This window comes from Streptomyces sp. NPDC037421, assembly GCF_055602105.1.
The window spans coordinates 26,623-50,179 of record NZ_JBVJWV010000002.1 but is presented as its reverse complement, the minus strand read 5'-3'; the positions used below and the strand labels follow the sequence as shown (position 1 = coordinate 50,179).

At 72.6% G+C, this 23,557-nt stretch carries 21 protein-coding genes and 1 riboswitch; of the genes, 18 read left to right on the top strand and 3 right to left on the bottom strand.

All coding sequences use genetic code 11. The annotated features are described in order from the left end of the window. Positions 1–68: 68 nt before the first annotated feature. Positions 69–563, top strand: coding sequence for an ATP-binding protein (locus ACZ7IF_RS03700; protein ID WP_470963468.1), 495 nt, complete (start codon positions 69–71; stop codon positions 561–563). A 46-nt stretch (positions 564–609) separates the two neighbouring features. On the opposite strand, the gene idi is transcribed toward ACZ7IF_RS03700, so the two are convergent. Together idi and ACZ7IF_RS03690 are read right to left on the bottom strand one after the other, a co-directional pair. Further along, the gene (idi, locus tag ACZ7IF_RS03695) at positions 610–1,212 is read right to left on the bottom strand and encodes an isopentenyl-diphosphate Delta-isomerase (protein ID WP_470962449.1); all 603 of its coding nucleotides are present in this window, start codon (positions 1,210–1,212) and stop codon (positions 610–612) included. A 130-nt stretch (positions 1,213–1,342) separates the two neighbouring features. After that, a complete protein-coding gene (locus tag ACZ7IF_RS03690) occupies positions 1,343–2,593 on the bottom strand; it encodes a GNAT family N-acetyltransferase (RefSeq protein WP_470963465.1) in 1,251 nt (416 codons plus the stop codon). A gap of 434 nt (positions 2,594–3,027) precedes the next feature. Here ACZ7IF_RS03690 and ACZ7IF_RS03685 point away from each other — a divergent pair, with 434 nt between their 5' ends. From ACZ7IF_RS03685 to ACZ7IF_RS03615, 15 genes are all read left to right on the top strand, one after another. Beyond that, complete coding sequence (locus ACZ7IF_RS03685) at positions 3,028–4,803, top strand: DUF5941 domain-containing protein (RefSeq protein WP_470963462.1); 1,776 nt, start codon at positions 3,028–3,030, stop codon at positions 4,801–4,803. Next, complete coding sequence (locus ACZ7IF_RS03680; RefSeq protein ID WP_470962446.1) at positions 4,800–5,552, top strand: phosphocholine cytidylyltransferase family protein; 753 nt, start codon at positions 4,800–4,802, stop codon at positions 5,550–5,552. The genes ACZ7IF_RS03685 and ACZ7IF_RS03680 overlap by 4 nt, the downstream gene beginning before the upstream one ends. After that, a complete protein-coding gene (locus ACZ7IF_RS03675; RefSeq protein WP_470962443.1) occupies positions 5,540–6,601 on the top strand; it encodes an iron-containing alcohol dehydrogenase family protein in 1,062 nt (353 codons plus the stop codon). The genes ACZ7IF_RS03680 and ACZ7IF_RS03675 overlap by 13 nt, the downstream gene beginning before the upstream one ends. Next, entirely contained in the window at positions 6,579–7,358 is a 780-nt protein-coding gene (locus tag ACZ7IF_RS03670; protein ID WP_470962440.1) for a CDP-alcohol phosphatidyltransferase family protein, read from the top strand. The genes ACZ7IF_RS03675 and ACZ7IF_RS03670 overlap by 23 nt, the downstream gene beginning before the upstream one ends. 8 nt (positions 7,359–7,366) lie before the next feature. After that, positions 7,367–8,239, top strand: a complete 873-nt coding sequence (locus tag ACZ7IF_RS03665) for a glycosyltransferase family 2 protein (RefSeq protein ID WP_470963459.1) — start codon at positions 7,367–7,369, stop codon at positions 8,237–8,239. Positions 8,240–8,335: 96 nt separating this feature from the next. Next, positions 8,336–9,265, top strand: a complete 930-nt coding sequence (locus ACZ7IF_RS03660) for an ABC transporter permease (RefSeq protein ID WP_470962436.1) — start codon at positions 8,336–8,338, stop codon at positions 9,263–9,265. After that, positions 9,258–10,040, top strand: a complete 783-nt coding sequence (locus tag ACZ7IF_RS03655) for an ABC transporter ATP-binding protein (RefSeq protein WP_007267598.1) — start codon at positions 9,258–9,260, stop codon at positions 10,038–10,040. Before ACZ7IF_RS03660 ends, ACZ7IF_RS03655 begins: the two co-directional genes overlap by 8 nt. Before the next feature lie 428 nt (positions 10,041–10,468). Beyond that, positions 10,469–11,362, top strand: coding sequence for a squalene synthase HpnC (gene hpnC / locus ACZ7IF_RS03650; protein ID WP_470963456.1), 894 nt, complete (start codon positions 10,469–10,471; stop codon positions 11,360–11,362). After that, positions 11,359–12,309: a presqualene diphosphate synthase HpnD gene (hpnD, locus tag ACZ7IF_RS03645; RefSeq protein WP_470962432.1), complete on the top strand. Its 951-nt coding sequence runs from the start codon at positions 11,359–11,361 to the stop codon at positions 12,307–12,309. Before hpnC ends, hpnD begins: the two co-directional genes overlap by 4 nt. Before the next feature lie 133 nt (positions 12,310–12,442). After that, positions 12,443–13,837, top strand: a complete 1,395-nt coding sequence (hpnE, locus tag ACZ7IF_RS03640) for a hydroxysqualene dehydroxylase HpnE (protein WP_470962429.1) — start codon at positions 12,443–12,445, stop codon at positions 13,835–13,837. Positions 13,838–13,884: 47 nt separating this feature from the next. Beyond that, positions 13,885–14,985, top strand: a complete 1,101-nt coding sequence (locus tag ACZ7IF_RS03635; protein ID WP_470962426.1) for a polyprenyl synthetase family protein — start codon at positions 13,885–13,887, stop codon at positions 14,983–14,985. 113 nt (positions 14,986–15,098) lie between these two features. Beyond that, positions 15,099–17,129, top strand: a complete 2,031-nt coding sequence (gene shc / locus ACZ7IF_RS03630; RefSeq protein WP_470962423.1) for a squalene--hopene cyclase — start codon at positions 15,099–15,101, stop codon at positions 17,127–17,129. Continuing rightward, positions 17,129–17,776, top strand: a complete 648-nt coding sequence (locus tag ACZ7IF_RS03625; RefSeq protein WP_470962420.1) for a phosphorylase family protein — start codon at positions 17,129–17,131, stop codon at positions 17,774–17,776. The genes shc and ACZ7IF_RS03625 overlap by 1 nt, the downstream gene beginning before the upstream one ends. A gap of 6 nt (positions 17,777–17,782) precedes the next feature. Beyond that, positions 17,783–18,814 (top strand): adenosyl-hopene transferase HpnH, encoded by a 1,032-nt coding sequence (hpnH, locus tag ACZ7IF_RS03620; protein ID WP_470962417.1) that lies wholly within the window; start codon positions 17,783–17,785, stop codon positions 18,812–18,814. After that, positions 18,811–20,214 (top strand): aspartate aminotransferase family protein, encoded by a 1,404-nt coding sequence (locus ACZ7IF_RS03615; protein WP_470962414.1) that lies wholly within the window; start codon positions 18,811–18,813, stop codon positions 20,212–20,214. Before hpnH ends, ACZ7IF_RS03615 begins: the two co-directional genes overlap by 4 nt. A gap of 52 nt (positions 20,215–20,266) precedes the next feature. Here ACZ7IF_RS03615 and ACZ7IF_RS03610 read toward each other — a convergent pair whose 3' ends face one another. After that, on the bottom strand, positions 20,267–21,088 hold the full coding sequence (locus ACZ7IF_RS03610) for a tyrosine-protein phosphatase (RefSeq protein WP_470962411.1): 822 nt from the start codon (positions 21,086–21,088) through the stop codon (positions 20,267–20,269). A 318-nt stretch (positions 21,089–21,406) separates the two neighbouring features. After that, a riboswitch (cyclic di-AMP (ydaO/yuaA leader) is annotated at positions 21,407–21,569 on the top strand. A 4-nt stretch (positions 21,570–21,573) separates the two neighbouring features. Between ACZ7IF_RS03610 and ACZ7IF_RS03605 the strand changes: the two genes are divergently transcribed. Together ACZ7IF_RS03605 and ACZ7IF_RS03600 are read left to right on the top strand one after the other, a co-directional pair. Further along, positions 21,574–22,593, top strand: coding sequence for a peptidoglycan DD-metalloendopeptidase family protein (locus tag ACZ7IF_RS03605; RefSeq protein ID WP_470962408.1), 1,020 nt, complete (start codon positions 21,574–21,576; stop codon positions 22,591–22,593). A gap of 163 nt (positions 22,594–22,756) precedes the next feature. Next, the gene (locus ACZ7IF_RS03600; protein WP_470962405.1) at positions 22,757–23,542 is read left to right on the top strand and encodes an SGNH/GDSL hydrolase family protein; all 786 of its coding nucleotides are present in this window, start codon (positions 22,757–22,759) and stop codon (positions 23,540–23,542) included. Positions 23,543–23,557: the final 15 nt, after the last annotated feature.

Here is a 23,557-nt window from a genome sequence, read left to right as displayed (position 1 = left end):
GTCCGGACCAGGCTGTTCCCCACTCTTGACGCGTGGAGACGATCGAGCGCGAAGACGGGGGCCGGAAGATGGACGACAGCGGGAGCATCCCGCCGGCCAGGGGAGGTGAGGTGTCGGCTCCGGCCGACCCCCTCGCTTATGAGGGAGTGTGGCGCTTCACCGCGCCCGCGGTCGAAGAATCCGTTCCGCAGGCCCGCCGCGCGGTCCGCGACCTGCTCGGCCGCCAGGGGGTGCCGGCCCAGCAGGACCTGGTGTACTCCCTGCTGCTGATCGTCTCCGAACTGGTGACGAACTCGGTCCGGCACGCGGCCCTGCTCTCCCCGGAGGTCGCCGTCGAGGTGGCGGTGGGCCGGGAGTGGGTACGGGTGGCCGTCGAGGACAACCACCCGTACCGGCCCAAGGCGCTGGAGGCCGACTTCGGCCAGACCGGCGGCCGGGGCCTGCTGCTGGTCCGGGAGATCACCCTGGAGGCCGGCGGGGTGTGCGACGTCGAGCACACCGCGACGGGCGGCAAGGTGATCTGGGCGGCCCTGCCGCTCGTCGCCCCGGCCCCCGGGATCTGATCCCAGGGGCGGCATCCCGGGCGTCCGCACCTGAACGGCGTAGCGGCTACCAGCCGGCCGCGTCGCCGGTCAGCTCGCGGATCGCCGGGCGCGCCGCGTCCAGCACGGTCATGAACCAGGCGGAGAAGGGCTGCTCCGCGTGCCGCTTCGCCAGCTCCTCGGCCGTGACGAAGGCGGTGTCGCCGACCTCCTCCGGATCCGGGTCCAGCACGGGCCGGGCCAGTCCCACGAACAGGTGGTTGTACTCCTGCTCCACCAGCCCGGAATCCGGGTCCGGGTGGTTGTAGCGGACCGTACCCGCCTCCGCGAGCAGCGAGGGCGAGAGCCCGAGCTCCTCATGGGTGCGCCGGGCCGCGGCCGCGAACGGCGACTCCCCGGGGTAGGGGTGGCCACAGCAGGTGTTCGACCAGACGCCGGGGGAGTGGTACTTCCCGAGGGCGCGCTGCTGGAGCAGCAGCCGGCCCTGCTGGTCGAAGAGGAACACGGAGAACGCCCGGTGCAGCAGGCCCGGTGCCTGGTGCGCGGAGAGCTTCTCCGCCGTGCCGATGGTGTTGCCGGACTCGTCGACCAGTTCGAGCATGATCGGTTCTTGAGCTCCGGTGCCGGCGGACGCGCTGCTGGTGGCGTCGGTGGCTGGTGTGGTCGGCATACCCATCCTTCGCTTCGGACTTCGGCCTTCAGTCTGCCGTACAAAAGAGGCTTGTCCCCACTTCGGCGATCCGCGCATGTCCGCCCCCCGCCGCGTGGTAGGCGGCGGGGGGCGGACGTCCAGCCGGGGATCAGATCCCGAAGGGGGCCGGATAGGAGATCGTGCCCGCCGGCACCGGAACGGAATCGTCCAGCACCAGGGCCATCATCGCCTCGTCGGGCACCTCGAAGGGCGCCCTGATCCCGAACCGCGAAGCGGGCACGAAACCGAACCGCGGATAGTACGAGGGATGCCCGAGGACCAGCACCAGCGCCTCCCCGCTCTCCCGCGCGGCCGCGAGCAGCGCCCGTACGACGGCGCTCCCCGCCCCCGAGCGCTGGAGGGCGGGATCGGCGGCCACCGGCGCGAGGGCCAGCGCGGGCACCCCGTCCACCCGGCACCGGGTCAGCAGGGCGTGCGCCGCCACCTTCCCGTCCGGGCCCTCGGCCACGTACGAGAGCCCCGGCAGCCAGGCCCCGGCGTCGGCGCGCAGCGCGTCCACGAGATCGGCCTCCAGCGGGGTGCCGAAGGCCGCCAGGTTGACGGCCCGCACGGCCTCCGCGTCGGCGGGCGCCTCCGGGCGGGCCCGCCAGCGGTCCCCGTCCCCGGCGGTGACCGGGGCCAGCACGAAGCCCGTGTACCCGTACTCGTGCCCGTGCCGTTCCCGTACGGCGAGCTCCTCGCGTACGTATTCCAGCGCGGCCTCCTCCGCGGGGGAGGCGGGCACGGCCGCCCGGACCCGCTCGCCGAGCGGGCCGTAGTACTCGGCCCAGTCGGAGTCGGGCTGGAGCCGGGTGCCGAGCACCCGGTACCCGGCGGACTGGGCGGCCGCGGTGTTGCGGGCGGTGGAGCGCAGCGGGTACTGGGGATCCCAGAAGGCCCGGGCCCCGGCCGAGGGCTCCTCGGCGGTCCACTCGCACTCGCTCAGCACGAGCCGCCCGCCGGGTGCCAGCAGGCGCTTCCACTCGGCGAGCGCCCGGTCGAAGCCGAGGATGTAGGCGGAACCCTCCGCCCACACGAGGTCGAAGGAGCCGTCCTCGAACCCCTCGGCGGGCAGCGCGCCCATGTCGGCCCGCACCGTGCGGACCCGTCCCGCGAGGCCGCGGGCCCCGGCGGCCGCGCGCAGTTCGTCGAGGAAGGGCTCGTGGAGGTCGACGGCGGTCACCTCGGCGAGGCCCGCCCCGCCCGCCTCGGCGGCGAGCAGCAGGGCGCTGCGGCCCGGGCCGCAGCCCAGGTCGAGGACGCGCGGCCGCTCAGGCAGCGGTCCGCACAGGGAGAGCAGGTGCCGGGTGGAGTCGTCGGAACCGGGGGACTGCCGGGGCAGCCCGCGGTGCAGCTCCATGAAGGCGGCGAAGACGCCGTCATCAGAGCCGGAGGCGGAAGAGGTGGTGTTGTCGGTCAACGTGAACCCTTGAACGGGGGCTCCGGCCGACGAGGTCTTACCGGTGTGGGATCAGACCCGGCCGGACGCCCGGAAGGAAACGGGGATGTACCGGAGTTCGCTGCGCACGGCCGCGACCACTGCGACGGTCATCAACCCACCTCGTTTCCCGTTCCGGGCCGCTTCGGCCCACCTTCGCGCCCCCACGTGACCCGGGTGCGCCGCCGTCCACCCTAACATCCGGGTCCGAACGGGCCTGATTCGTCCTGAACAGCTGATGAATGAGGCCTTCCATTCATCCGATAGCCTCTGCCGACAGCCCTGCCGACGTGCTGCCGCCGCCCCCACCCGGGCGCCCGGCCGTCGGGAATGTCCGTCGCAAGGAGTGAGTTCGTCTGCCGACCGTCATCCTCACCGGCCCGCCGGTACCCGGATCACCGCTCCAGGACGAGCTCCGGTCGCTCGGGTTCGACGTCCGCCCGGCCGCCGGTCCCGAAGACACCGCCACCGCCCTCGCCGGGGTCCCGGCCCAGGAGCGGGTGGCCGTCGTCGACAGCGCCTTCGTCGGGCACCCGCACGCACTGCGCCTCGCGCTGACCGACCCGCGCTTCGACGCCTGCGCCGTGACCGGCGCCTTCGCCGTCCAGGCGGGGGCCCGCGAGGCCCTCGACAAGGCCGCCGCGCTGGCCCCGGCCGGCACCGGACCGTACGCGGACCGGCTCGCCGCCGCCGTGGAGGCCGGCGGGACCACCGTCCAGCGGCCGGAGCTGGGCAGCCTGGTCGCGGCCGTGCCGTCCGGGGAGGCCGAGCGTTCCGAGGTCCTCGCGGCCGTGGCCGCCGTGGACGACGAGGCCGTGCGCCTGCGCACCGCGGTGAAGTCCCGCGACGGCTTCTTCACCACCTTCTTCATCAGCCCGTACTCGCGCTACATCGCCCGCTGGTGCGCGCGCCGCGGCCTGACCCCGAACCAGGTCACCACCGCCTCGCTGATCACCGCGCTGGTCGCGGCGGGCTGCGCCGCCACGGGGGAGCGCTGGGGCTACGTCACCGCCGGCGTGCTGCTGCTCGTCTCCTTCGTCCTGGACTGCACCGACGGGCAGCTCGCCCGCTACTCGCTCCAGTACTCGACGATGGGCGCCTGGCTCGACGCGACCTTCGACCGCGCGAAGGAGTACTCCTTCTACGCGGGCCTCGCGCTCGGCGCGGCCAGGAACGGCGACGACGTCTGGGGCCTCGCCCTCGGCTCGATGATCCTCATGACCTGCCGGCACGTGGTGGACTTCTCGTTCAACGAGGCCAACCACGACGCCACCGCCAACACCAGCCCCACCGCCGCACTGTCCGGCCGGCTCGACAGCGTCGGCTGGACGGTCTGGGTCCGGCGGATGATCATCCTGCCGATCGGCGAGCGCTGGGCCATGATCGCGGTGCTGACCGCGGCCACCAGCCCCCGGACCGTCTTCTACGCCCTGCTCGTCGGCTGCGCCTTCGGCGCGCTCTACACCACCGCCGGACGCGTCCTGCGCTCGGTGACCCGCAAGGCGAAGCGGACCGACCGGGCCGCCCAGGCCCTCGCGGACCTCGCCGACTCGGGCGTCCTCGCCTGGACCGGCTCCCCCCGGCCCACGAAGCGGCCGGACCGCGCCGCGCCCTGGCTGGCCCTCGGCGGCTCGGTGCTGATGGCCGGCGCGGCGGTCACCCGGGACTTCGGGTCCCCCTGGCTGATCGGGACCGCCGTGGCGTACGTGTTCTTCGCCGGCGCGGCGGTGTCCGCCCCCCTCAAGGGCCCCCTCGACTGGCTGATCCCGCCCCTCTTCCGGTTCGGCGAATACGTGACGGTCCTAGCGCTCGCCGCCAAGGCGGACGTCCCCGGGGCCCTTCCGGCCGCATTCGGACTGGTCGCGGCGGTCGCCTACCATCACTACGACACCGTCTACCGCATCCGCGGTGGCTCGGGCGCTCCCCCGCACTGGCTGGTGCGGACGACCGGCGGTCACGAGGGCAGGGTCCTGCTGACCGTGGTCCTCGCCGCCGTCCTCGCCCGTGACGCGTTCCCCGTCGCGCTCGCGGCCATGGCCGTGTTCGTGGCACTCGTGGTGCTCGTGGAGAGCATCCGCTTCTGGGTCTCCTCCGGGGCACCCGCCGTACATGACGAAGGAGAACCAGCATGATCGGCCTTGTCCTCGCTGCCGGTGCCGGACGCCGCCTGCGTCCCTACACCGACACCCTGCCCAAGGCCCTCGTGCCCGTCGGCCCCGAGGGGAACGAGGACAGCCTCACCGTCCTCGACCTGACCCTCGGCAACTTCGCCGAGGTCGGCCTGACCGAGGTCGCGATCGTCGTCGGCTACCGCAAGGAAGCCGTCTACGAGCGCCGGGAGGCCCTGGAGGCCAAGTACGGCGTCAAGATCACGCTGATCGACAACGACAAGGCCGAGGAGTGGAACAACGCCTACTCCCTGTGGTGCGCGCGTGACGTCCTCAAGCAGGGCGTGATCCTCGCCAACGGCGACACCGTCCACCCCGTCTCCGTCGAGAAGACCCTGCTCGCCGCCCGCGGCGACGGCCAGAAGATCATCCTCGCCCTCGACACGGTCAAGAACCTGGCCGACGAGGAGATGAAGGTGGTCACCGCCGACGGACAGGGCGTGCGGAAGATCACCAAGCTGATGGACCCCGCCGACGCGACCGGCGAGTACATCGGCGTCACCCTCATCGAGCCCGAGGCCGCCGAGCAGCTCGCCGAGGCCCTGAAGACCACCTTCGAGCGCGACCCCGACCTCTACTACGAGGACGGCTACCAGCAGCTCGTCAACGACGGCTTCACCATCGACGTCGCCCCCATCGGTGACGTCGAGTGGGTCGAGATCGACAACCACGACGACCTCGCCAAGGGCCGGACGATCGCATGCCAGTACTGACGCGGCTGATCCCCTCGCCGGTCGTCGTCGACATCAGCCGCGGGGCGATGGACAAGCTGGACGGCATCCTCGCCGACCAGCGGATCTCCGCGTCCGGCCGGCTCGCGATCGCGATCAGCGGGGGCTCCGGACAGGCGCTGCGCGCCCGTCTGGAGCCGGCCCTGCCGCTCGCCGACTGGTACCCGGTCGTCGACGGCACCATCGACTCGGCGGTCAAGCTCGCCGACGACATAAAGGGCCGCCGCTACGACGCCGTCGTGGGGCTGGGCGGCGGGAAGATCATCGACGTGGCGAAGTACGCCGCGGCGCGGGTCGGCCTGCCCATGGTGGCCATCGCCACCAACCTCTCCCACGACGGCATCTGCTCCCCGGTGTCCATCCTGGACAACGACAACGGCCGGGGCTCCTACGGCGTCCCCACGCCGATCGCCATGGTGATCGACCTCGACGTGATCCGCGAGGCCCCCACCCGCTTCATCCGTGCCGGAGTCGGCGACGCGATCTCCAACATCTCGGCCATCGCAGACTGGGAGCTCTCGCACAGGATCACCGGCGAGTCCGTGGACGGCCTGGCCGCCGCCATGGCCCGTACCGCCGGTGAGTCGGTGCTGCGCCACCCGGGCGGATGCGGCGACGACGAGTTCCTCACCGTCCTCTCCGAGGCCCTCGTGCTCTCCGGCATCGCCATGTCGATCAGCGGGGACAGCCGCCCCTCCTCCGGGGCCTGCCACGAGATCAGCCACGCCTTCGACCTGCTCTACCCCGGGCGCTCCGCGCTCCACGGCGAGCAGGTCGGCATCGGCGCCGCCTTCGCCATGCACCTGCGCGGGGCCGCCGACCAGGCCGGCCTGTTCACGGAGGTGCTGCGCCGCCACGGCCTGCCCGTGCTGCCCGAGGAGATCGGGTTCAGCGTGGACGAGTTCGTCGCGGCGGTCGAGTACGCCCCCCAGACCCGCCCGGGACGCTTCACGGTCCTGGAGCACCTCAACCTGTCCGCAGCCGAGATCAGGGACGCTTACGCCGACTATGCCCAGACCATCCGTAGCTGAACTCCGGCCCGTCGTTCACCCGCCGGGCGTCAAGGACCGGCGCAGTGGCGAGCACTGGGGCGGTCGCCTGTACATGCGCGAGGTCTCCCTGCGCATCACCCGGCTGCTGGTCACCACCAAGGTCACGCCGAACCAGCTGACCTACGTGATGACCCTCGCCGGCGTCCTCGCCGCCCCGGCCCTGCTGGTGCCGGGCGTGCTCGGCGCCGCCCTCGGCGTGGTCGCGGTCCAGCTGTACCTGCTGCTCGACTGCGTCGACGGCGAGGTCGCCCGCTGGAAGAAGCAGTACTCGCTCTCCGGGGTCTACCTGGACCGGGTCGGCGCGTACCTGTGCGACGCGGCCGTCCTCGTCGGCTTCGGACTGCGCGCCGCCGACCTGTGGGGCAGCGGGCGGATCGACTGGCTGTGGGCCTTCCTGGGCACCCTCGCCGCCCTCGGCGCCATCCTGATCAAGGCCGAGACCGACCTGGTCGGCGTCGCCCGCCACCAGGCCGGCAAGCCCGTGGTCCAGGAGTCCGCCGCCGAGCCCCGCTCCTCCGGCATGGCGTTCGCCCGCCGGGCCGCCGCCGCGCTCAAGTTCCACCGGCTGATCCTCGGCATCGAGGCCTCCCTGCTGATCCTGGTCCTGGCCATCGCCGACCAGGTCCGGGGAGACCTGTTCTTCTCCCGCCTCGGCGTCGCCGTACTCGCCGGCATCGCGCTGCTCCAGACCCTGCTGCACCTGGTCTCGGTCCTGGCCTCCAGCAGGCTCAAGTGACGGCCCCGATGCGGCTGGGCGCCGTGATCATCACCATGGGCAACCGCCCCGACGAGCTGAAGGCGCTCCTCGACTCGGTCGCCCGGCAGGAGGGCGACCCCGTCGAGGTGGTCGTCGTCGGCCAGGGCGTCGAGGTCACCGGGCTCCCCGAGGGCGTGCGCACCGTCGACCTCCCGGAGAACCTGGGCATCCCCGGTGGACGCAACGTCGGCATCGAGGCCTTCGGGCCCGGCGGCGCCGACGTCGACGCCCTGCTCTTCCTCGACGACGACGGGCTGCTGGAGCGCACCGACACCGCCGAGCTGTGCCGGCAGGCCTTCGCCGAGGACCCGGAGCTCGGGATCGTCAGCTTCCGGATCGCCGACCCGGAGACCGGCGCCACCCAGCGCCGGCACGTGCCCCGGCTGCGCGCCTCGGACCCGATGCGCTCCTCCCGCGTGACCACCTTCCTGGGCGGCGCCAACGCCGTCCGCACGAAGGTGTTCGAGCAGGTCGGCACGCTGCCCGGGGAGTTCTTCTACGCCCACGAGGAGACCGACCTGGCCTGGCGGGCGCTCGACGCCGGGTGGCTGATCGACTACCGGGCGGACATGGTGCTGCTGCACCCGGCGACCGCTCCCTCCCGGCACGCGGTGTACCACCGTATGGTGGCCCGTAACCGGGTGTGGCTCGCCCGCCGCAACCTGCCCGCCCCGCTGGTCCCGGTCTACCTGGGCGTCTGGCTCGCGCTGACGCTCGTCCGCAGGCCCTCGGCGCCCGCGCTCAAGGCCTGGTTCGGCGGGTTCAAGGAGGGCTGGACCACCCCCTGTGGTCCCCGGCGTCCCATGAGGTGGCGCACGGTCTGGCGGCTGACGCGGCTGGGCCGACCGCCCGTCATCTGACAAGCTCGGGTCTGGGACCATGGGCCCATCACGGGTCCGGCGTTCCAGCCCCCGATGCCCCTCCTGCCGCATCTTGAAGACGGAAAGTTCCAACTTGTGAGTGACACAACCCACGACGGCGCCCTCGCCACGAGCAAGCCGCCGTCCGACGACGCGGGGCTCGGACCCGCGGAGCTCGCCAGGAAGTACGGCCTGTCCGTCAGTGGCGCGCGGCCCAGCCTGGGCGGATACGTGCGGCAGCTCTGGGGTCGGCGCCACTTCATCATGGCGTTCTCGCGGGCCAAGCTGGTGGCGCAGTACAGCCAGGCCAAGCTCGGCCAGGTCTGGCAGGTGGCGACCCCCCTGCTCAACGCGCTGGTCTACTACCTGATCTTCGGCCTCATCCTGAACGCGGGCCGCGGCATGGAGAAGGGGGTCTACATCCCCTTCCTGGTGATGGGCATCTTCGTCTTCACCTTCACCCAGAGCTCGCTGATGGCGGGCGTCCGGGCGATCCCGGGCAACCTCGGCCTGGTGCGCGCGCTGCACTTCCCGCGCGCCTCCCTGCCGATCTCCTTCTCGATGCAGCAGCTCCAGCAGCTCCTGTACTCGATGATCGTCGTGGTCGTCGTCGCCGTGGCCTTCGGGAACTACCCGCGGCTGTCGTGGCTGCTGGTGATCCCGACGCTGGTGCTGCAGTTCGTCTTCAACACCGGGCTCGCGCTGGTCTTCGCGCGCATGGGGTCCAAGACCCCCGACCTCGCGCAGCTGATGCCCTTCCTCACCCGTACCTGGATGTACGCCTCGGGCGTCATGTTCTCCATCAGCGAGATGCTGAAGGACAAGCCGGCGTGGATCTCGGACGTGCTCCAGTGGAACCCCGCCGCGATCTACATGGACCTGGTCCGCTTCGCGATGATCGACGGCTACGGCCGGGAGAACCTCCCGCCGCACGTCTGGGCCTTCGCGGTCGGCTGGGCCGTCGTGATCGGCATCGGCGGCTTCGTGTACTTCTGGAAGGCTGAGGAGCGTTACGGCCGTGGCTGACAACACCCAGGGGCGCGTCCCCACCGTCATCGCGGACGAGGTGCACATCGTGTACCGCGTCAACACGGGCAGCTCCGGCAAGGGCAGCGCCACCGCCGCGCTGAGCAAGATCCTCCGCCGGGGCAAGGGCGACGCCCCGGGCGTCCGCCGGGTCCACGCCGTACGGGGCGTCTCCTTCACGGCGTACCGCGGCGAGGCCATCGGCCTCATCGGCTCCAACGGCTCCGGCAAGTCGACCCTGCTGCGCGCCATCGCGGGCCTGCTGCCCTGCGAGTCCGGCAAGGTCTACACCGACGGCCAGCCCTCGCTGCTCGGCGTGAACGCCGCCCTGATGAACGACCTCACCGGTGAGCGCAACGTCGTCCTCGGCGGTCTCGCGATGGGCATGAGCCGCGAGCAGATCAAGGAGCGCTACCAGGACATCGTCGACTTCTCGGGGATCAACGAGAAGGGCGACTTCATCTCCCTGCCGATGCGCACCTATTCCTCCGGCATGGCCGCGCGCCTGCGCTTCTCGATCGCCGCCGCCAAGGACCACGACGTCCTGATGATCGACGAGGCGCTCGCCACCGGTGACCGCAGCTTCCAGGTGCGTTCCGAGAACCGCATCCGCGAGCTGCGGGAGAAGGCCGGCACGGTCTTCCTCGTGAGCCACAACAACAAGTCCATCCGCGACACCTGCGACCGGGTGCTGTGGCTGGAGAAGGGCGAGCTCCTGATGGACGGGCCCACCGAGGAAGTGGTCTCGGCGTACGAGAAGGCCAGCGGCCACTGACCCGAGGGTCCGCCGCCGCTCCCGGCCCGCAGGCCCCCACCGCTCGCCGCGGTGGGGGCCTCGCCATGGGGGCGGCGCCGGCGGACCGGCGGGCGGAGCGGGAGATCCGGGACCGCGGCCGACATTCCGGGGCGCGGGGGCACCCGATAGGCCCCCGCGGCGTTGTACAGCGTAAGCTGGACCAGTTCTCAATCGCGCCAAGAGTGGACGATTCCCCGCAGCCGGCTCCGTGGGGATACCCCCGGGTAAGGTCCGGCGGCGTGTCCGAAATAGGATGACTTGGGTCGGCAGTGTAGAACGGGAGACGTGACGGCAATGGCTACGGGAATTCTCCGGCCCCCAGGCACAGAGGCCGTCCCGGGCGGCGGGCGGTGACCCCCGGGCACGGCATCCGTCCCGCGCCGCCGGCCGGCGAAGGCACCCCCGACCTGCTCCACACACGGGCCACCCTCGGCAAGGCCGCGGCGGAGAACTTCCCCGTCGCCCCCGCCTTCCTCCCGCGCGCCTGGCGCGAGGGCCTCATGGCGGTCTACGGGTACGCCCGCCTGGTCGACGACATCGGCGACGGCGACCTCGCCCCCGGCGGGCGCGACGCCGTCCTCCTCGGCCTCGACCCGGCCGCGGCCGACGACCGGCTCGCGATGCTCGACGCCTTCGAGACCGACCTGCTGCGCGTCTTCGGCGGCACCGACGGCCCGCCGCGCCACCCCCTGCTGCTGGCCCTCCAGCCCGTCGTACGCGACCACGGCCTCGGCGCCGAGCACTTCCTCGGGCTCATCGAGGCCAACCGCCAGGACCAGCGGGTGGCCCGCTACGAGACGTACGGGGAGCTCCTCGGATACTGCGAGCTCTCCGCCAACACGGTCGGCCGCCTCGTGCTGGAGCTCACCGGCACCAGCACCCCCGAGCGGGTCCGCCGCTCCGACGCCGTCTGCACCGCCCTTCAGCTCGCCGAGCACCTCCAGGACGTCGCCGAGGACCTCGGCCGCGACCGGATCTACCTCCCGGCCGAGGACATGCGCCGCTTCCATGTCGCCGAGGCCGACCTCGGGGCCCCGTCCGCCGGAGCCTCCGTACGGTCCCTGATCGCCTTCGAGGCCGAACGCACGCGCGACCTCCTGAATGAAGGCACCCCGCTCGTGGGTAGCGTCCACGGCAGGCTGCGGCTGTTGCTCGCGGGATTCGTGGGAGGGGGGCGAGCCGCCCTGCGAGCGATCTCCGCCGCCGGCTTCGACGTGCTGCCCGGCCCGCCCAAGCCCACCCGGAGCCTCCTGCTCCGCGAGGTGGCCGCCGTCCTGCGTACAGCGCCGAGAAAGGGGTGAGCCCGAACGTGGAGGGCCCCACACACGCGTCAGCACCGTCCGCCCAGGTCCTCGCGGCCTACAGCTACTGCGAGGCCGTCACCGGCACGCAGGCGCGCAACTTCGCGTACGGCATCCGGCTGCTGCCCACCGACAAGCGGCAGGCGATGTCCGCGCTGTACGCCTTCTCCCGGCGCGTCGACGACATCGGCGACGGCACCCTCGCGCCCGACGCCAAGCTGACCCGGCTGGAGGACACCCGCGCCCTGCTCGGCCGGATCCGCGCCGAGGAGATCGACGAGGACGACACCGACCCGGTCGCCGTCGCCCTCGCGCACGCCGCGCGCCGCTTCCCGATCCCCCTCGGCGGCCTCGACGAGCTCATCGACGGCGTCCTGATGGACGTCCGCGGCGAGGAGTACGAGACCTGGGACGACCTCAAGGCCTACTGCCGCTGCGTGGCCGGGGCCATCGGACGGCTCTCGCTCGGCGTGTTCGGCACGGTCGGCCCGGCCGACCGCGCCGACGAGTACGCCGACACCCTGGGCCTGGCCCTCCAGCTCACCAACATCCTGCGCGACGTCCGCGAGGACGCCGGCAACGGACGCACCTACCTGCCGGCCGAGGACCTCGCCAAGTTCGGCTGCTCCGAGGGCTTCCAGGGCGACAGGGCCCCCGCCGGCGCCGACTTCGCCGGGCTCGTGCACCACGAGGTCCGGCGCGCCCGGGCCCTGTTCACCGAGGGCTACCGGCTGCTGCCGATGCTCGACCGGCGCAGCGGCGCCTGCGTGGCCGCCATGGCGGGCATCTACCGGCGCCTCCTGGACCGCATCGAGCGCGAACCCGAGGCGGTGCTGCGCGGCCGCGTCTCGCTGCCGACCCACGAGAAGGCGTACGTGGCCGTACGCGGCCTCTCCGGCCTCGACGCCCGCACCGTCTCCCGCCAGAGCACCCGGCGGCGGCCCTGATGCCCGGCCGGTCCGCAGGCCGCGGCCGGCCCGCCGCCGCGCGGGCAACCGTGCGGGGCGGGGCCGCGTCTGTCCCTGCGGGCTTCGCAGCACCCCCCGGCCGGGCGGGCCGGCGTACCACCTGGGAGGCCTCATGAGCGGCAGCGGAACCGGCGGCGGCGACAACCGCGCCGTCGTCATCGGCGGCGGCCTCGCCGGGGTCACGGCCGCGCTCGAACTGGCCGACGCCGGACTGCGGGTCACCCTCCTCGAAGGGCGCCCCCGCCTCGGCGGCCTCGCCTTCTCCTTCAAGCGCGGCGACCTGACCGTCGACAACGGCCAGCACGTCTACCTGCGCTGCTGCACCGCCTACCGGTGGTTCCTGGACCGCGTCGACGGCGCGGCCCTCGCCCCGCTCCAGGACCGGCTCGACGTACCCGTCCTCGACGTGGCCCACCCCCGCGGCCCCCGCCTCGGGCGGCTGCGCCGCAGCGCGCTGCCCGTACCCCTGCACCTGGCCGCCTCCCTGGCCACGTACCCGCACCTCTCCCTCGCCGAGCGCGCGAGCGTCGGCCGCGCCGCCCTCGCGCTGCGCCGCCTCGACCCCGCCGACCCGGCCCTCGACGGCCTCGACTTCGGCACCTGGCTCGCCCGCTACGGCCAGTCCCCACGCACCGTCGACGCCCTGTGGGACCTCGTCGGCATCGCCACCCTCAACGCCACCGCCGGCCAGTCCTCGCTGGGCCTGGCCGCCATGGTCTTCAAGACCGGCCTGCTCTCCGAGAACGGCGCCGCCGACATCGGCTGGGCCCGGGTCCCGCTCGGCGACCTCCACGACACCCTCGCCCGCAAGGCCCTCGACGCCGCCGGCGTACGCACCGAGCTGCGCACCCGGGTCACCGCGGTCACCCGTACCGAGGAGGGCGGCTGGCGGGTCGACACCGAGGGCGAGTCCCTCGACGCGGGCACCGTCGTACTGGCCGTCCCCCAGCGCGAGGCGCACGCCCTGCTGCCCGCCGGAGCACTGGCCGACCCCGACAAGCTCCTCGACATCGGCACCGCCCCCATCCTCAACGTCCACGTCGTCTACGACCGCAAGGTGCTCAAGCAGCCCTTCTTCGCCGCGCTGGGCACCCCCGTCCAGTGGGTGTTCGACCGCACCGACGCCTCCGGACTCACCGACGGCGGCCAGTACCTGGCACTGTCCCAGTCGGTCGCCCAGGACGACATCGACGAGCCCGTCTCCGTCCTGCGCGCCAAGTACCTGCCCGAGCTGGAGCGGCTGCTGCCGGCCGCGCGCGGCGCGAAGGTACGGGACTTCTTCGTCACCCGCGAGCGGACCGCCACCTTCGCCCCCAGCCCCGGCGTCGGCCGGCTGCGCCCGGGCCCCCGCACTGACACGCCGGGGCTCTACCTCGCCGGTGCGTGGACCGCCACCGGCTGGCCCGCGACCATGGAGAGCGCCGTCCGCAGCGGCCTCGGCGCGGCGCACGCCGCGCTGGCCGCTCTCGGCCGCCCCCGCGAACACCCCCTGCAGGAGGCGGTATGAGCACCACTACCACCAGCACAGCACGTACAGGAACCAGAGGAGAGCCAGTGAACCCGGGGAACCCGGCTGTCGAGAACACGGATGCCGGCACGGGCGCGGCCGGAGGGGGAGCGGAGAAGTCCGGCACCCTCGCCCTCCTCGAACGCGGCCGCGACCTGTCGACCCCCGTGCTCCGCGCGGCGGTGAGCCGGCTCGCGGCACCCATGGACACCGTCGCCGCCTACCACTTCGGCTGGATCGACGCCCAGGGCAACCCGGCGGACGGCGACGGCGGCAAGGCCGTGCGCCCCGCCCTCGCCCTGCTCTCCGCCGAGGCGGCGGGCGCCGCCGCCGAGGTCGGCATCCCCGGCGCCGTCGCCGTCGAGCTCGTCCACAACTTCTCACTGCTGCACGACGACCTGATGGACGGCGACGAGCAGCGCCGCCACCGCGACACGGTGTGGAAGGTGCACGGCCCCGCCCTCGCGATCCTGGTCGGCGACGCCCTGTTCGCCCTCGCCAACGAGGTGCTGCTGGAGCTGGGCACCGTCGAGGCCGGGCGGGCGACCCGCCGCCTGACGACCGCCAGCCGCAAGCTCATCGACGGCCAGGCCCAGGACATCTCGTACGAGCACCGCGAGCGCGTCAGCGTTCAGGAGTGCCTGGAGATGGAGGGGAACAAGACCGGAGCCCTGCTCGCGTGCTCGGTGTCGATCGGCGCCGTGCTCGGCGGTGCCGACGACCGCACGGCCGACAAGCTGGAGGAGTACGGCTACCACCTCGGCCTCGCCTTCCAGGCCGTCGACGACCTCCTCGGCATCTGGGGCGACCCCGAGTCCACGGGCAAGCAGACCTGGAGCGACCTGCGCCAGCGCAAGAAGTCCCTGCCCGTCGTCGCGGCCCTCGCCGCGGGCGGACCCGCATGTGAGGAGCTCGCGCGGCTGCTCGCGGCCGACGCCAAGAGCAACGACTTCGAGAACTTCTCCGAGGAGGAGTTCGCCCACCGCGCCGCCCTCATCGAGGCCGCCGGCGGCCGCCAGTGGACCGCCGACGAGGCGCGCCGCCAGCACGCGATCGCCATTCGAGCGCTCGACGACGTGGACATGCCGCAGCGGGTGCGGGAGCAGCTCGTCGCCCTCGCCGACTTCGTCGTCGTGCGCAAGAGGTGATCTCCGCCGGAAAGTGGATATGAATCGCGAGTCGCCGGCCGGGGACCTTTCTCAGGCGCCCCCGGCCGACGGCAGACCCGGGCACAGCCGAAGCTCTGTTCGAAGGGGAAGCCATGACAGCGACGACCGACGGCGGCGGTGCGATCACCGGCGGCGCGGATCCGCGACACGACAGCACGGCGGCCCCGGCCGCCGTCGCCGCCGGCCCGTCCGGCGGCGGCACCGGCCTGCTGAAAGGCGTACGGGACGCCGCCGACCGGGCGATCGGCGAGCTGCTGGCCCGCCAGGACCCGGCGGGCTGGTGGAAGGGCGACCTGGAGACCAACGTCACCATGGACGCCGAGGACCTGCTGCTGCGGCAGTTCCTCGGCATCCGGGACGAGGCCGTCACCCGCGCCGCCGCCCTCTTCGTCCGGGGCGAGCAGCGGGACGACGGAACCTGGTCCACCTTCCACGGCGGACCGCCCGAACTCTCCGCCACCATCGAGGCGTACGTCGCCCTGCGCCTGGCCGGGGACCCGCCCGACGCCCCGCACATGGTCCGCGCCTCGGCCTGGATCAGGGCCCACGGGGGGATCGCCGCCGCCCGGGTGTTCACCCGGATCTGGCTGGCCCTGTTCGGCTGGTGGAGCTGGGACGACCTGCCGGAGCTTCCGCCCGAGCTGGTGTTCCTGCCGCCGTGGGTACCGCTGAACATCTACGACTTCGGCTGCTGGGCCCGCCAGACCATCGTCCCGCTCACGGTGGTCTCCGCGCTGCGGCCCGTCCGCCCCGCCCCCTTCGCCCTCGACGAGCTGCACACCGACGCGCGCGACCCCAGCCCCGCCAAGCCCCTGGCGCCGCTGGCCAGTTGGGACGGCGCCTTCCAGCGGATGGACAAGGCCCTGCACCTCTACCGGCGCGTCGCCCCGCGCCGGCTGCGGAAGGCGGCCATGGCCGCCGCCGGCCGCTGGATCATCGAACGCCAGGAGAACGACGGCTGCTGGGGCGGGATCCAGCCCCCCGCCGTCTACTCCGTCATCGCCCTGCACCTGCTCGGGTACGACCTGGAGCACCCGGTGATGCGGGCCGGACTGGAATCCCTCGACCGCTTCGCCGTGTGGCGCGAGGACGGCGCCCGGATGGTCGAGGCCTGCCAGTCCCCGGTCTGGGACACCTGCCTCGCCGCCATCGCCCTGGCCGACGCGGGCCTGCGCCCCGACCACCCCGCCCTGGTCAAGGCGGCCGACTGGATGCTGGGCGAAGAGATCCGCCGCCCCGGGGACTGGGCCGTGCGCCGGCCCGGACTCGCCCCCGGCGGCTGGGCCTTCGAGTTCCACAACGACAACTACCCCGACATCGACGACACCGCCGAGGTGGTCCTGGCGCTGCGCCGGATCCGCCACCCCGAGCCGGCCAGGGTCGAGGCCGCCATCGCCCGCGGGGTGTCCTGGAACCTCGGGATGCAGTCGAAGAACGGGGCCTGGGGCGCCTTCGACGCCGACAACACCAGCCCCTTCCCCAACCGGCTCCCCTTCTGCGACTTCGGCGAGGTCATCGACCCGCCCTCGGCGGACGTCACCGCCCACGTGGTGGAGATGCTCGCCGCCGAGGGCAGGGCCGCCGACCCGCGCACCCGGCGCGGCATCGCCTGGCTGCTCGCCGAACAGGAGGCGGACGGCGCCTGGTTCGGCCGCTGGGGCACCAACTACGTGTACGGGACCGGCTCGGTGGTCCCGGCCCTCACCGCCGCCGGGATCGCGCCCTCGCACCCCGCCGTCCGGCGGGCCGTGCGCTGGCTGGAATCCGTACAGAACGAGGACGGCGGCTGGGGCGAGGACCAGCGCTCCTACCAGGACCGCTCCTGGGCCGGGAAGGGCGCCTCGACCGCCTCGCAGACCGCGTGGGCCCTGATGGCCCTGCTGTCGGCGGGGGAGCGGGACGGACGGGCCGTCGAACGGGGCCTGGCGTACCTGGTGGAGACCCAGTGCCCCGACGGGACCTGGGACGAGCCGTACTTCACCGGGACCGGCTTCCCCTGGGACTTCTCCATCAACTACCACCTCTACCGGCAGGTGTTCCCGCTCACCGCCCTCGGCCGGTACCTCCACGGAGAACCGTTCGGCCCCGGCCGCCGCAACGCCCCGCCGGCGGGGGAGTCCTGATGCCCGCCGCGCCCGCCGGGGCCGGCCCGCCGCCGCCGCTGCTGGTCGCCTGCGCCCTGCGCATCGAGGAGGCGGCCCTGCGCAGCGCGGGCCGCGCGGCCGGAGACGGCGGCACGGTCCTGCGTACCGGCATGGGACCGCGCGCCGCCGACCGGTCCGTCGCCCGGGCCCTGGGGCGGCCCGGGATGCGCCGGGCGGCCGTCCTCGCGACCGGGTTCTGCGCCGGGCTGGTGCCCGGCATGCACCCCGGCGACCTGGTCGTCGCCGAGGAGACCCGGGACCCCCGCGGGGCGGTCACCTGCACCGGCACCGCCCTGCTCGCCGAGGCACTGGCCCGCGCCGCACCCGGCCGGACCGTGCACACCGGCGCACTGACCGGATCCGACCACGTCGTCCGCGGCCAGGAGCGCGCGCAGCTGCGCGCCACCGGCGCCGTCGCGGTCGACATGGAGTCCGCGGCCACCCTGTGGACCGCCGCCGCACCGGGACGCCCGGTTGCGGCCGTCCGGGTGATCGTGGACGCTCCGGAGCACGAGCTCGTCCGTATCGGCACGGTTCGCGGTGGAATATCTGCCTTCCGTGTACTACGTGCCGTACTGCCCGCGTTTTATGAATGGCACCGTTCGTTGCTGCTTCCCAGGAGGTGAATCCAGATGGCCATGCCCCTGCGACAGTCCATCAGGGTCGGGACCTATCTTCTCGAACAGAAGCTCCGCAAGCGCGAGAAGTTCCCGCTGATCGTCGAGCTGGAGCCGCTCTACGCCTGCAACCTCGCCTGCGAAGGCTGCGGGAAGATCCAGCACCCGGCCGGAGTGCTCAAGCAGCGCATGCCCGTCGCCCAGGCGGTCGGCGCGGTCCTGGAATCCGGCGCGCCCATGGTCTCCATCGCGGGCGGCGAGCCCCTGATGCACCCGCAGATCCACGAGATCGTGCGCCAGCTGGTGGCCCGGCGGAAATACGTGTTCCTCTGCACCAACGCACTGCTGCTCCGGAAGAAGATCGAGAAGTTCACCCCCTCCCCCTACTTCGCCTTCGCCGTCCACATCGACGGCCTGCGTGAACGCCACGACGAATCCGTGGCCAAGGAAGGCGTCTTCGACGAGGCCGTCGCCGCCATCAAGGAGGCGAAGCGCCGCGGATTCCGGGTGACCACCAACTCCACCTTCTTCAACACCGACACCCCGCAGACGATCATCGAGGTGCTGAACTTCCTCAATGACGACCTCCAGGTCGACGAAATGATGATCTCGCCCGCCTACGCCTACGAAAAGGCACCCGACCAGGAGCACTTCCTCGGCGTCGAACAGACCCGCGAACTCTTCAAGAAGGCCTTCGCCGGCGGCAACCGGCGCCGCTGGCGGCTCAACCACTCCCCGCTCTTCCTCGACTTCCTCGAAGGCAAGGCCGATTTCCCCTGCACGGCCTGGGCCATTCCCAATTACTCGCTCTTCGGCTGGCAGCGCCCCTGCTACCTGATGAGCGACGGCTACGTGCCCACGTACCGGGAGCTCATCGAGGACACCGACTGGAGCAAGTACGGCCGGGGCAAGGACCCGCGCTGCGCCAACTGCATGGCGCACTGCGGCTACGAGCCCACCGCCGTCCTCGCCACCATGGGCTCCCTCAAGGAGTCCCTGCGTGCCGCCCGGGAGACCATCGCCGGAAACCGGGACGCGTCGGCGTGACCGGCGGACAGGGAGCGCGGCGGGGCTTCGACCTCGCCGCGCTGCTCGCCGAGCGCGGCGGGGAGCGCTACGAGCTGCACGCCCGCCACCTCAACCACCAGCTGCCCCGCATGCTGCACACCATCGGCTTCGACAAGGTCTACGAGCGGGCCGAGGGCGCCCACTTCTGGGACGCCGAGGGCAACGACTACCTCGACATGCTGGCCGGGTTCGGGGTGATGGGCCTGGGCCGGCACCACCCGGTGGTGCGCCAGGCCCTGCACGACGTCCTGGACGCCCAGCTCGCCGACCTGACCCGCTTCGACTGCCAGCCGCTGCCCGGGCTGCTGGCCGAGAAGCTGCTGTCCTACAGCCCGCACCTCGACCGGGTCTTCTTCGGCAACAGCGGCACCGAGGCGGTGGAGACCGCCCTGAAGTTCGCCCGGTACGCCACCGGGCGGCCCAGGATCCTCTACTGCGACCACGCCTTCCACGGGCTGACCACCGGCTCGCTGTCGGTCAACGGCGAAGGCGGCTTCCGCGACGGGTTCGCCCCGCTGCTCCCCGACACGAAGATCGCGCTCGGGGACCTGGCGGCGCTGGAGCGGGAACTCGCGCGCGGGGACGTGGCCGCCTTCGTGGTGGAGCCGGTCCAGGGCAAGGGGGTGCACGCCGCCCCGCCCGGATTCCTGCGCGCCGCGCAGGAGCTGCTGCACCGGCACAAGGCCCTCCTCATCGCCGACGAGGTGCAGACCGGCCTCGGACGGACCGGAGATTTCTACGCGTACCAGCACGAGCCGGGCGTGGAACCGGACCTGGTGTGCGTGGCCAAGGCCCTCTCCGGCGGGTACGTGCCGGTCGGCGCCACCCTGGGCAAGGACTGGATCTTCCAGAAGGTGTACTCGTCCATGGACCGGGTGCTGGTGCACTCCGCCAGCTTCGGTTCCAACGCCCAGGCGATGGCGGCCGGGCTGGCGGTCCTGTCCGTCATGGAGGACGAGCAGGTGGTGGCCAACGCCCGGGCCATGGGCGACCTGCTGCGCGGACGCCTGGCGGCGCTCGTGGACCGGTACGAGCTGCTGCACGAGGTGCGCGGGCGCGGACTGATGATCGGCATCGAGTTCGGCAAGCCCTCCTCCCTGGGGCTGCGCAGCCGGTGGGCGGTGCTCCAGGCGGCCCGCAAGGGTCTGTTCGCCCAGATGGTGGTGGTGCCGCTGCTGCGCAGGCACCGGATCCTCACCCAGGTCTCCGGGGACCACCTGGAGGTCATCAAGCTCATCCCGCCGCTCATCGTGGACGAGGCGGACGTGGAGCGGTTCACCGGGGCCTTCCAGGAGGTCATGGACGAGGCGCACGGCGGGGGCGGGCTGATGTGGGACTTCGGCCGGACCCTGGTGAAGCAGGCCGTCGGCAACCGCTGAGGCGCGGCGGCGCCGGAGGGAGCCCGTCAGGGCCCCCTCCGGCCGTTCGGGGTCAGCCTTCCAGGAGCCGGTCCCGCAGCCGGTCCAGGGACTCGGGCGCGAGCGCGAGCCCCTCGGCGAGGTAGCGCTCCACCCCGCCCCACTGCTCGTCGATGGTCGCGAAGGCCGCGAGCAGGTACTCCGCGCGGGCGTCGAACAGCGGCGCCAGCAGCTCCATCACCTCGGGGGAGCGGGCCTCGGGCGCGTCGCTGCCCCGGCGCACCCGGTAGCGGTTGTGCGGGGCGTTGGACTCCAGGTAGTCCGCCACGATCGCCTCGCGCTCCACGCCCAGCGCGAGCAGGGTCACCGCGACCGACAGCCCGGCCCGGTCCTTGCCGGCGGCGCAGTGCATCAGCGCCGGCACGCTGTCCAGCGCGAGCGCGTGCACGACGCGGCTGTGTTCGGCGGTGCGGGTGCGGATGATCGTGCGGTACGAGTCCGTCATGCGGGCGGCGGCCCTGCCCTCGCCGAGGAGGCCGCGGAGCTGGTCGAGCTCGCCGTCGCGGACCATCTTCCAGAATTCGCGGCCGTCGGCCGGATCCGTCAGCGGGATGTTCACGTTGCGTACGCCCGGCAGTTCGACGTCCGGGCCCTCCAGGGCCTGATCGGCTCCGTTGCGGAAGTCGAAGACGGTGTGCAGCTCCAGCGAGGCGAGGAAGTCTGCGTCGGTTTCGGTGGCATGCGCCAGATGTCCGCTTCGGAACAGTCGCCCCGGCCTGACCCTCCGTCCGTCCGTGGTCGGCAACCCGCCCACGTCGCGGAAGTTGCGCACTCCGGTCAGCTCCGCGCCGGGTTCGGGTCCGGCCGGAAGGGGCTGGGGTATCTGCTGGGTCACGTGTACTCCTCCGCGTGGGTCCATGGTGTCCGAATTGGTCCGGTTGGGAACAACTTGCCATATGTGGAGGCGAGATCGGGCCGGGCCCCGTGAGCCAGATCATACGGTGACCGTGCGTGCCTGATCACGAGAACCGAATTGCCTTGTGGGGGCGGTTGTTGATGGTGCGGAATGGACGCAGGGTGACCGGAATTCCGTTGATCCTCCATATCTGCGAATCCGTCAGGGAATTCGCGGCTTGTTGCCCGGCGCCCCGCTCGATTACCTTCGCGATCGATCCGGGTGGACCGCCTAATCCTGCCGCCGCCCGGGAACCGCACCCGACCATCGCGCGCGGCAGGAGCGGGGGAACCAGGTAGTCCGCTGTTCCGGAGCATTTCCGGCGCAGCTAGGGGTGAAGCCGAACCCGTGCTCCGCACGTACGGCCGGACATCTCCAGTCCGAACCCGACAGCTCACCTCGCAGGCGCCGGAGAGGAATTCGCCATGCCCGGAAAGGGTAAGCACCGCCGTCCGAAGTCCCGTTCGATATCCCGCGGCTTCGCCGTCGCCGGAACCGGCGGAGCGGCCCTCGCGCTCCCGCTGATGGGTGCCGCCGGCGCCAACGCGGCCCCGGCCGCCGCCCCGGCCAAGTCCGCGCCCGCGCAGAGCGCGCAGGCCCCGGAGGCCCTCCGCGCCGCGACCCCCGCCGCCGCGCCCGCGGCCGCCGCGCCCACCGTCTACACGGTCGTGCCGGGCGACTACCTCTCCAAGATCGCCGCCGAGCGCCACCTCGACGGCGGCTGGGAGCAGCTGTACGCCGACAACCGCGAGGCCGTCGGCACCGACCCGTCCCTCATCCACCCGGGGCTGAAGCTGACCCTCGCCGGCGGCGAGGGCCCGGCCCCCGCCCCGAAGGCACCTGCGGCCCCGGCCGAGGAATCCTCCACCGATGCTCCGGCCGCGTCCGAGGGCGTGGGCGGCAAGGCCCAGTCCCCGAAGGGTCCGGGCAAGGGCACCGCCGGCAAGGCCGCCCGTACCTCCGGCGGCGCGGCCGCCCAGGGCTCCGGCGCCGCCGCCAAGAGCGAGAAGGCCGCCGTGCCCGCCGTGCCCGCCACCGCGTCCGGGTTCACCGCCCCCGTCGCCGGCGGCGTCTCCACCCAGTACCGGGTGGGCGGCGCCATGTGGTCCTCCGGCTACCACACCGGCGTCGACTTCATCGCGAGCACCGGCACCACCGTCAGGGCCGTCGGCGCGGGCACCGTGGTCTCCGCAGGCTGGGGCGGCGCGTACGGCAACGAGGTCGTCATCAAGCACGCCGACGGCAAGTACTCCCAGTACGGCCACCTCTCCTCGCTCTCCGTCTCCGTGGGCCAGAGCGTCACCGGCGGCCAGACCATCGGGCTCTCCGGCGCGACCGGCAACGTGACCGGCCCGCACCTCCACTTCGAGATCCGCACGGGCCCGTCCTACGGCTCGGACGTCGACCCGCTCGCCTACCTCCGCTCCAAGGGCGTGAGCATCTGACGGCACCCGCCGTCGGCACGAGGACACGCGTGGGGCCGGGACCCGAGGGGGGTCCCGGCCCCACGCGTACTTATTCCTTATCCCCCGCGTGGTATAGATCACGGCCCGTCAACCCCTCATTACGTTGGCGTAGGTTGGTTGCCAAGGTGAAGGATGTTGTCCTGTGGCAGCGACGAAGACGACACTGAAGACCATCGGCTCGTACGCGGCGATCGGGGACAGCTTCACCGAAGGCGTGGGGGACCCGGGACCCGGGGATTCCTATCTCGGCTGGGCGGACCGGCTCGCCGTGCTCCTGGCCGACCAGCGTGACGAGCACGACTTCCGGTACGCGAATCTGGCCGTGCGGGGCAAAGTACTCGACCAGATCGTGGCCGACCAGGTCCCCAGAGCCAAGGAACTCGCACCCGACCTCGTCACCTTCTGCGCGGGCGGCAACGACATCATCCGCCCCGGCAGCGACCCGGACGACGTCGCGGAGCGGTTCGAGGCGGCCTTGGCCGACCTCAAGGCCTCCGTGGGCCTCGTGATGATCACGACCGGCTTCGACACGCGGGGCGTTCCGGTCCTCAAGCACCTGCGGGGCAAGGTGGCGACGTACAACGTCCACGTCCGCGCCATCGCCGACCGCTACGACTGCCCCGTGCTCGACCTCTGGTCCCTCAAGACCGTCCAGGACCGCCGGGCCTGGGACGACGACCGGCTCCACCTCTCGCCCGAGGGCCACACCCGCGTCGCGCTGCGCGCCGCGCAGGTCCTCGGCTACGAGGTGCCGGCCGACCCGGACCAGCCCTGGCCGCCCGTCCCGCCGCGCGGCTCGGTGGACGTGACCCGCGACAACATCCAGTGGGCGCGCGAGCACCTCGTACCGTGGATCGGCCGCCGGCTGCGCGGCGAGTCCTCCGGCGACCACGTCGAGGCCAAGCGCCCGGACCTGCTGCCGCTGTAGCGGACGCGCGGGGGA

What these genes read in the sequence shown, in the direction of transcription:
- hpnE (WP_470962429.1), top strand. Translation starts at nt 12,443, where the DNA reads ATGAGCGGCAGCGGAACCGGCGGCGGCGACAACCGCGCCGTCGTCATC.
- ACZ7IF_RS03680 (WP_470962446.1), top strand. Translation starts at nt 4,800, where the DNA reads ATGATCGGCCTTGTCCTCGCTGCCGGTGCCGGACGCCGCCTGCGTCCC.
- ACZ7IF_RS03605 (WP_470962408.1), top strand. Translation starts at nt 21,574, where the DNA reads ATGCCCGGAAAGGGTAAGCACCGCCGTCCGAAGTCCCGTTCGATATCC.
- ACZ7IF_RS03690 (WP_470963465.1), bottom strand. Translation starts at nt 2,593, where the DNA reads ATGGAGCTGCACCGCGGGCTGCCCCGGCAGTCCCCCGGTTCCGACGAC.
- ACZ7IF_RS03625 (WP_470962420.1), top strand. Translation starts at nt 17,129, where the DNA reads ATGCCCGCCGCGCCCGCCGGGGCCGGCCCGCCGCCGCCGCTGCTGGTC.
- ACZ7IF_RS03670 (WP_470962440.1), top strand. Translation starts at nt 6,579, where the DNA reads ATGCCCAGACCATCCGTAGCTGAACTCCGGCCCGTCGTTCACCCGCCG.
- ACZ7IF_RS03665 (WP_470963459.1), top strand. Translation starts at nt 7,367, where the DNA reads ATGCGGCTGGGCGCCGTGATCATCACCATGGGCAACCGCCCCGACGAG.
- hpnH (WP_470962417.1), top strand. Translation starts at nt 17,783, where the DNA reads ATGGCCATGCCCCTGCGACAGTCCATCAGGGTCGGGACCTATCTTCTC.
- ACZ7IF_RS03700 (WP_470963468.1), top strand. Translation starts at nt 69, where the DNA reads ATGGACGACAGCGGGAGCATCCCGCCGGCCAGGGGAGGTGAGGTGTCG.
- shc (WP_470962423.1), top strand. Translation starts at nt 15,099, where the DNA reads ATGACAGCGACGACCGACGGCGGCGGTGCGATCACCGGCGGCGCGGAT.
- idi (WP_470962449.1), bottom strand. Translation starts at nt 1,212, where the DNA reads ATGCCGACCACACCAGCCACCGACGCCACCAGCAGCGCGTCCGCCGGC.
- ACZ7IF_RS03675 (WP_470962443.1), top strand. Translation starts at nt 5,540, where the DNA reads ATGCCAGTACTGACGCGGCTGATCCCCTCGCCGGTCGTCGTCGACATC.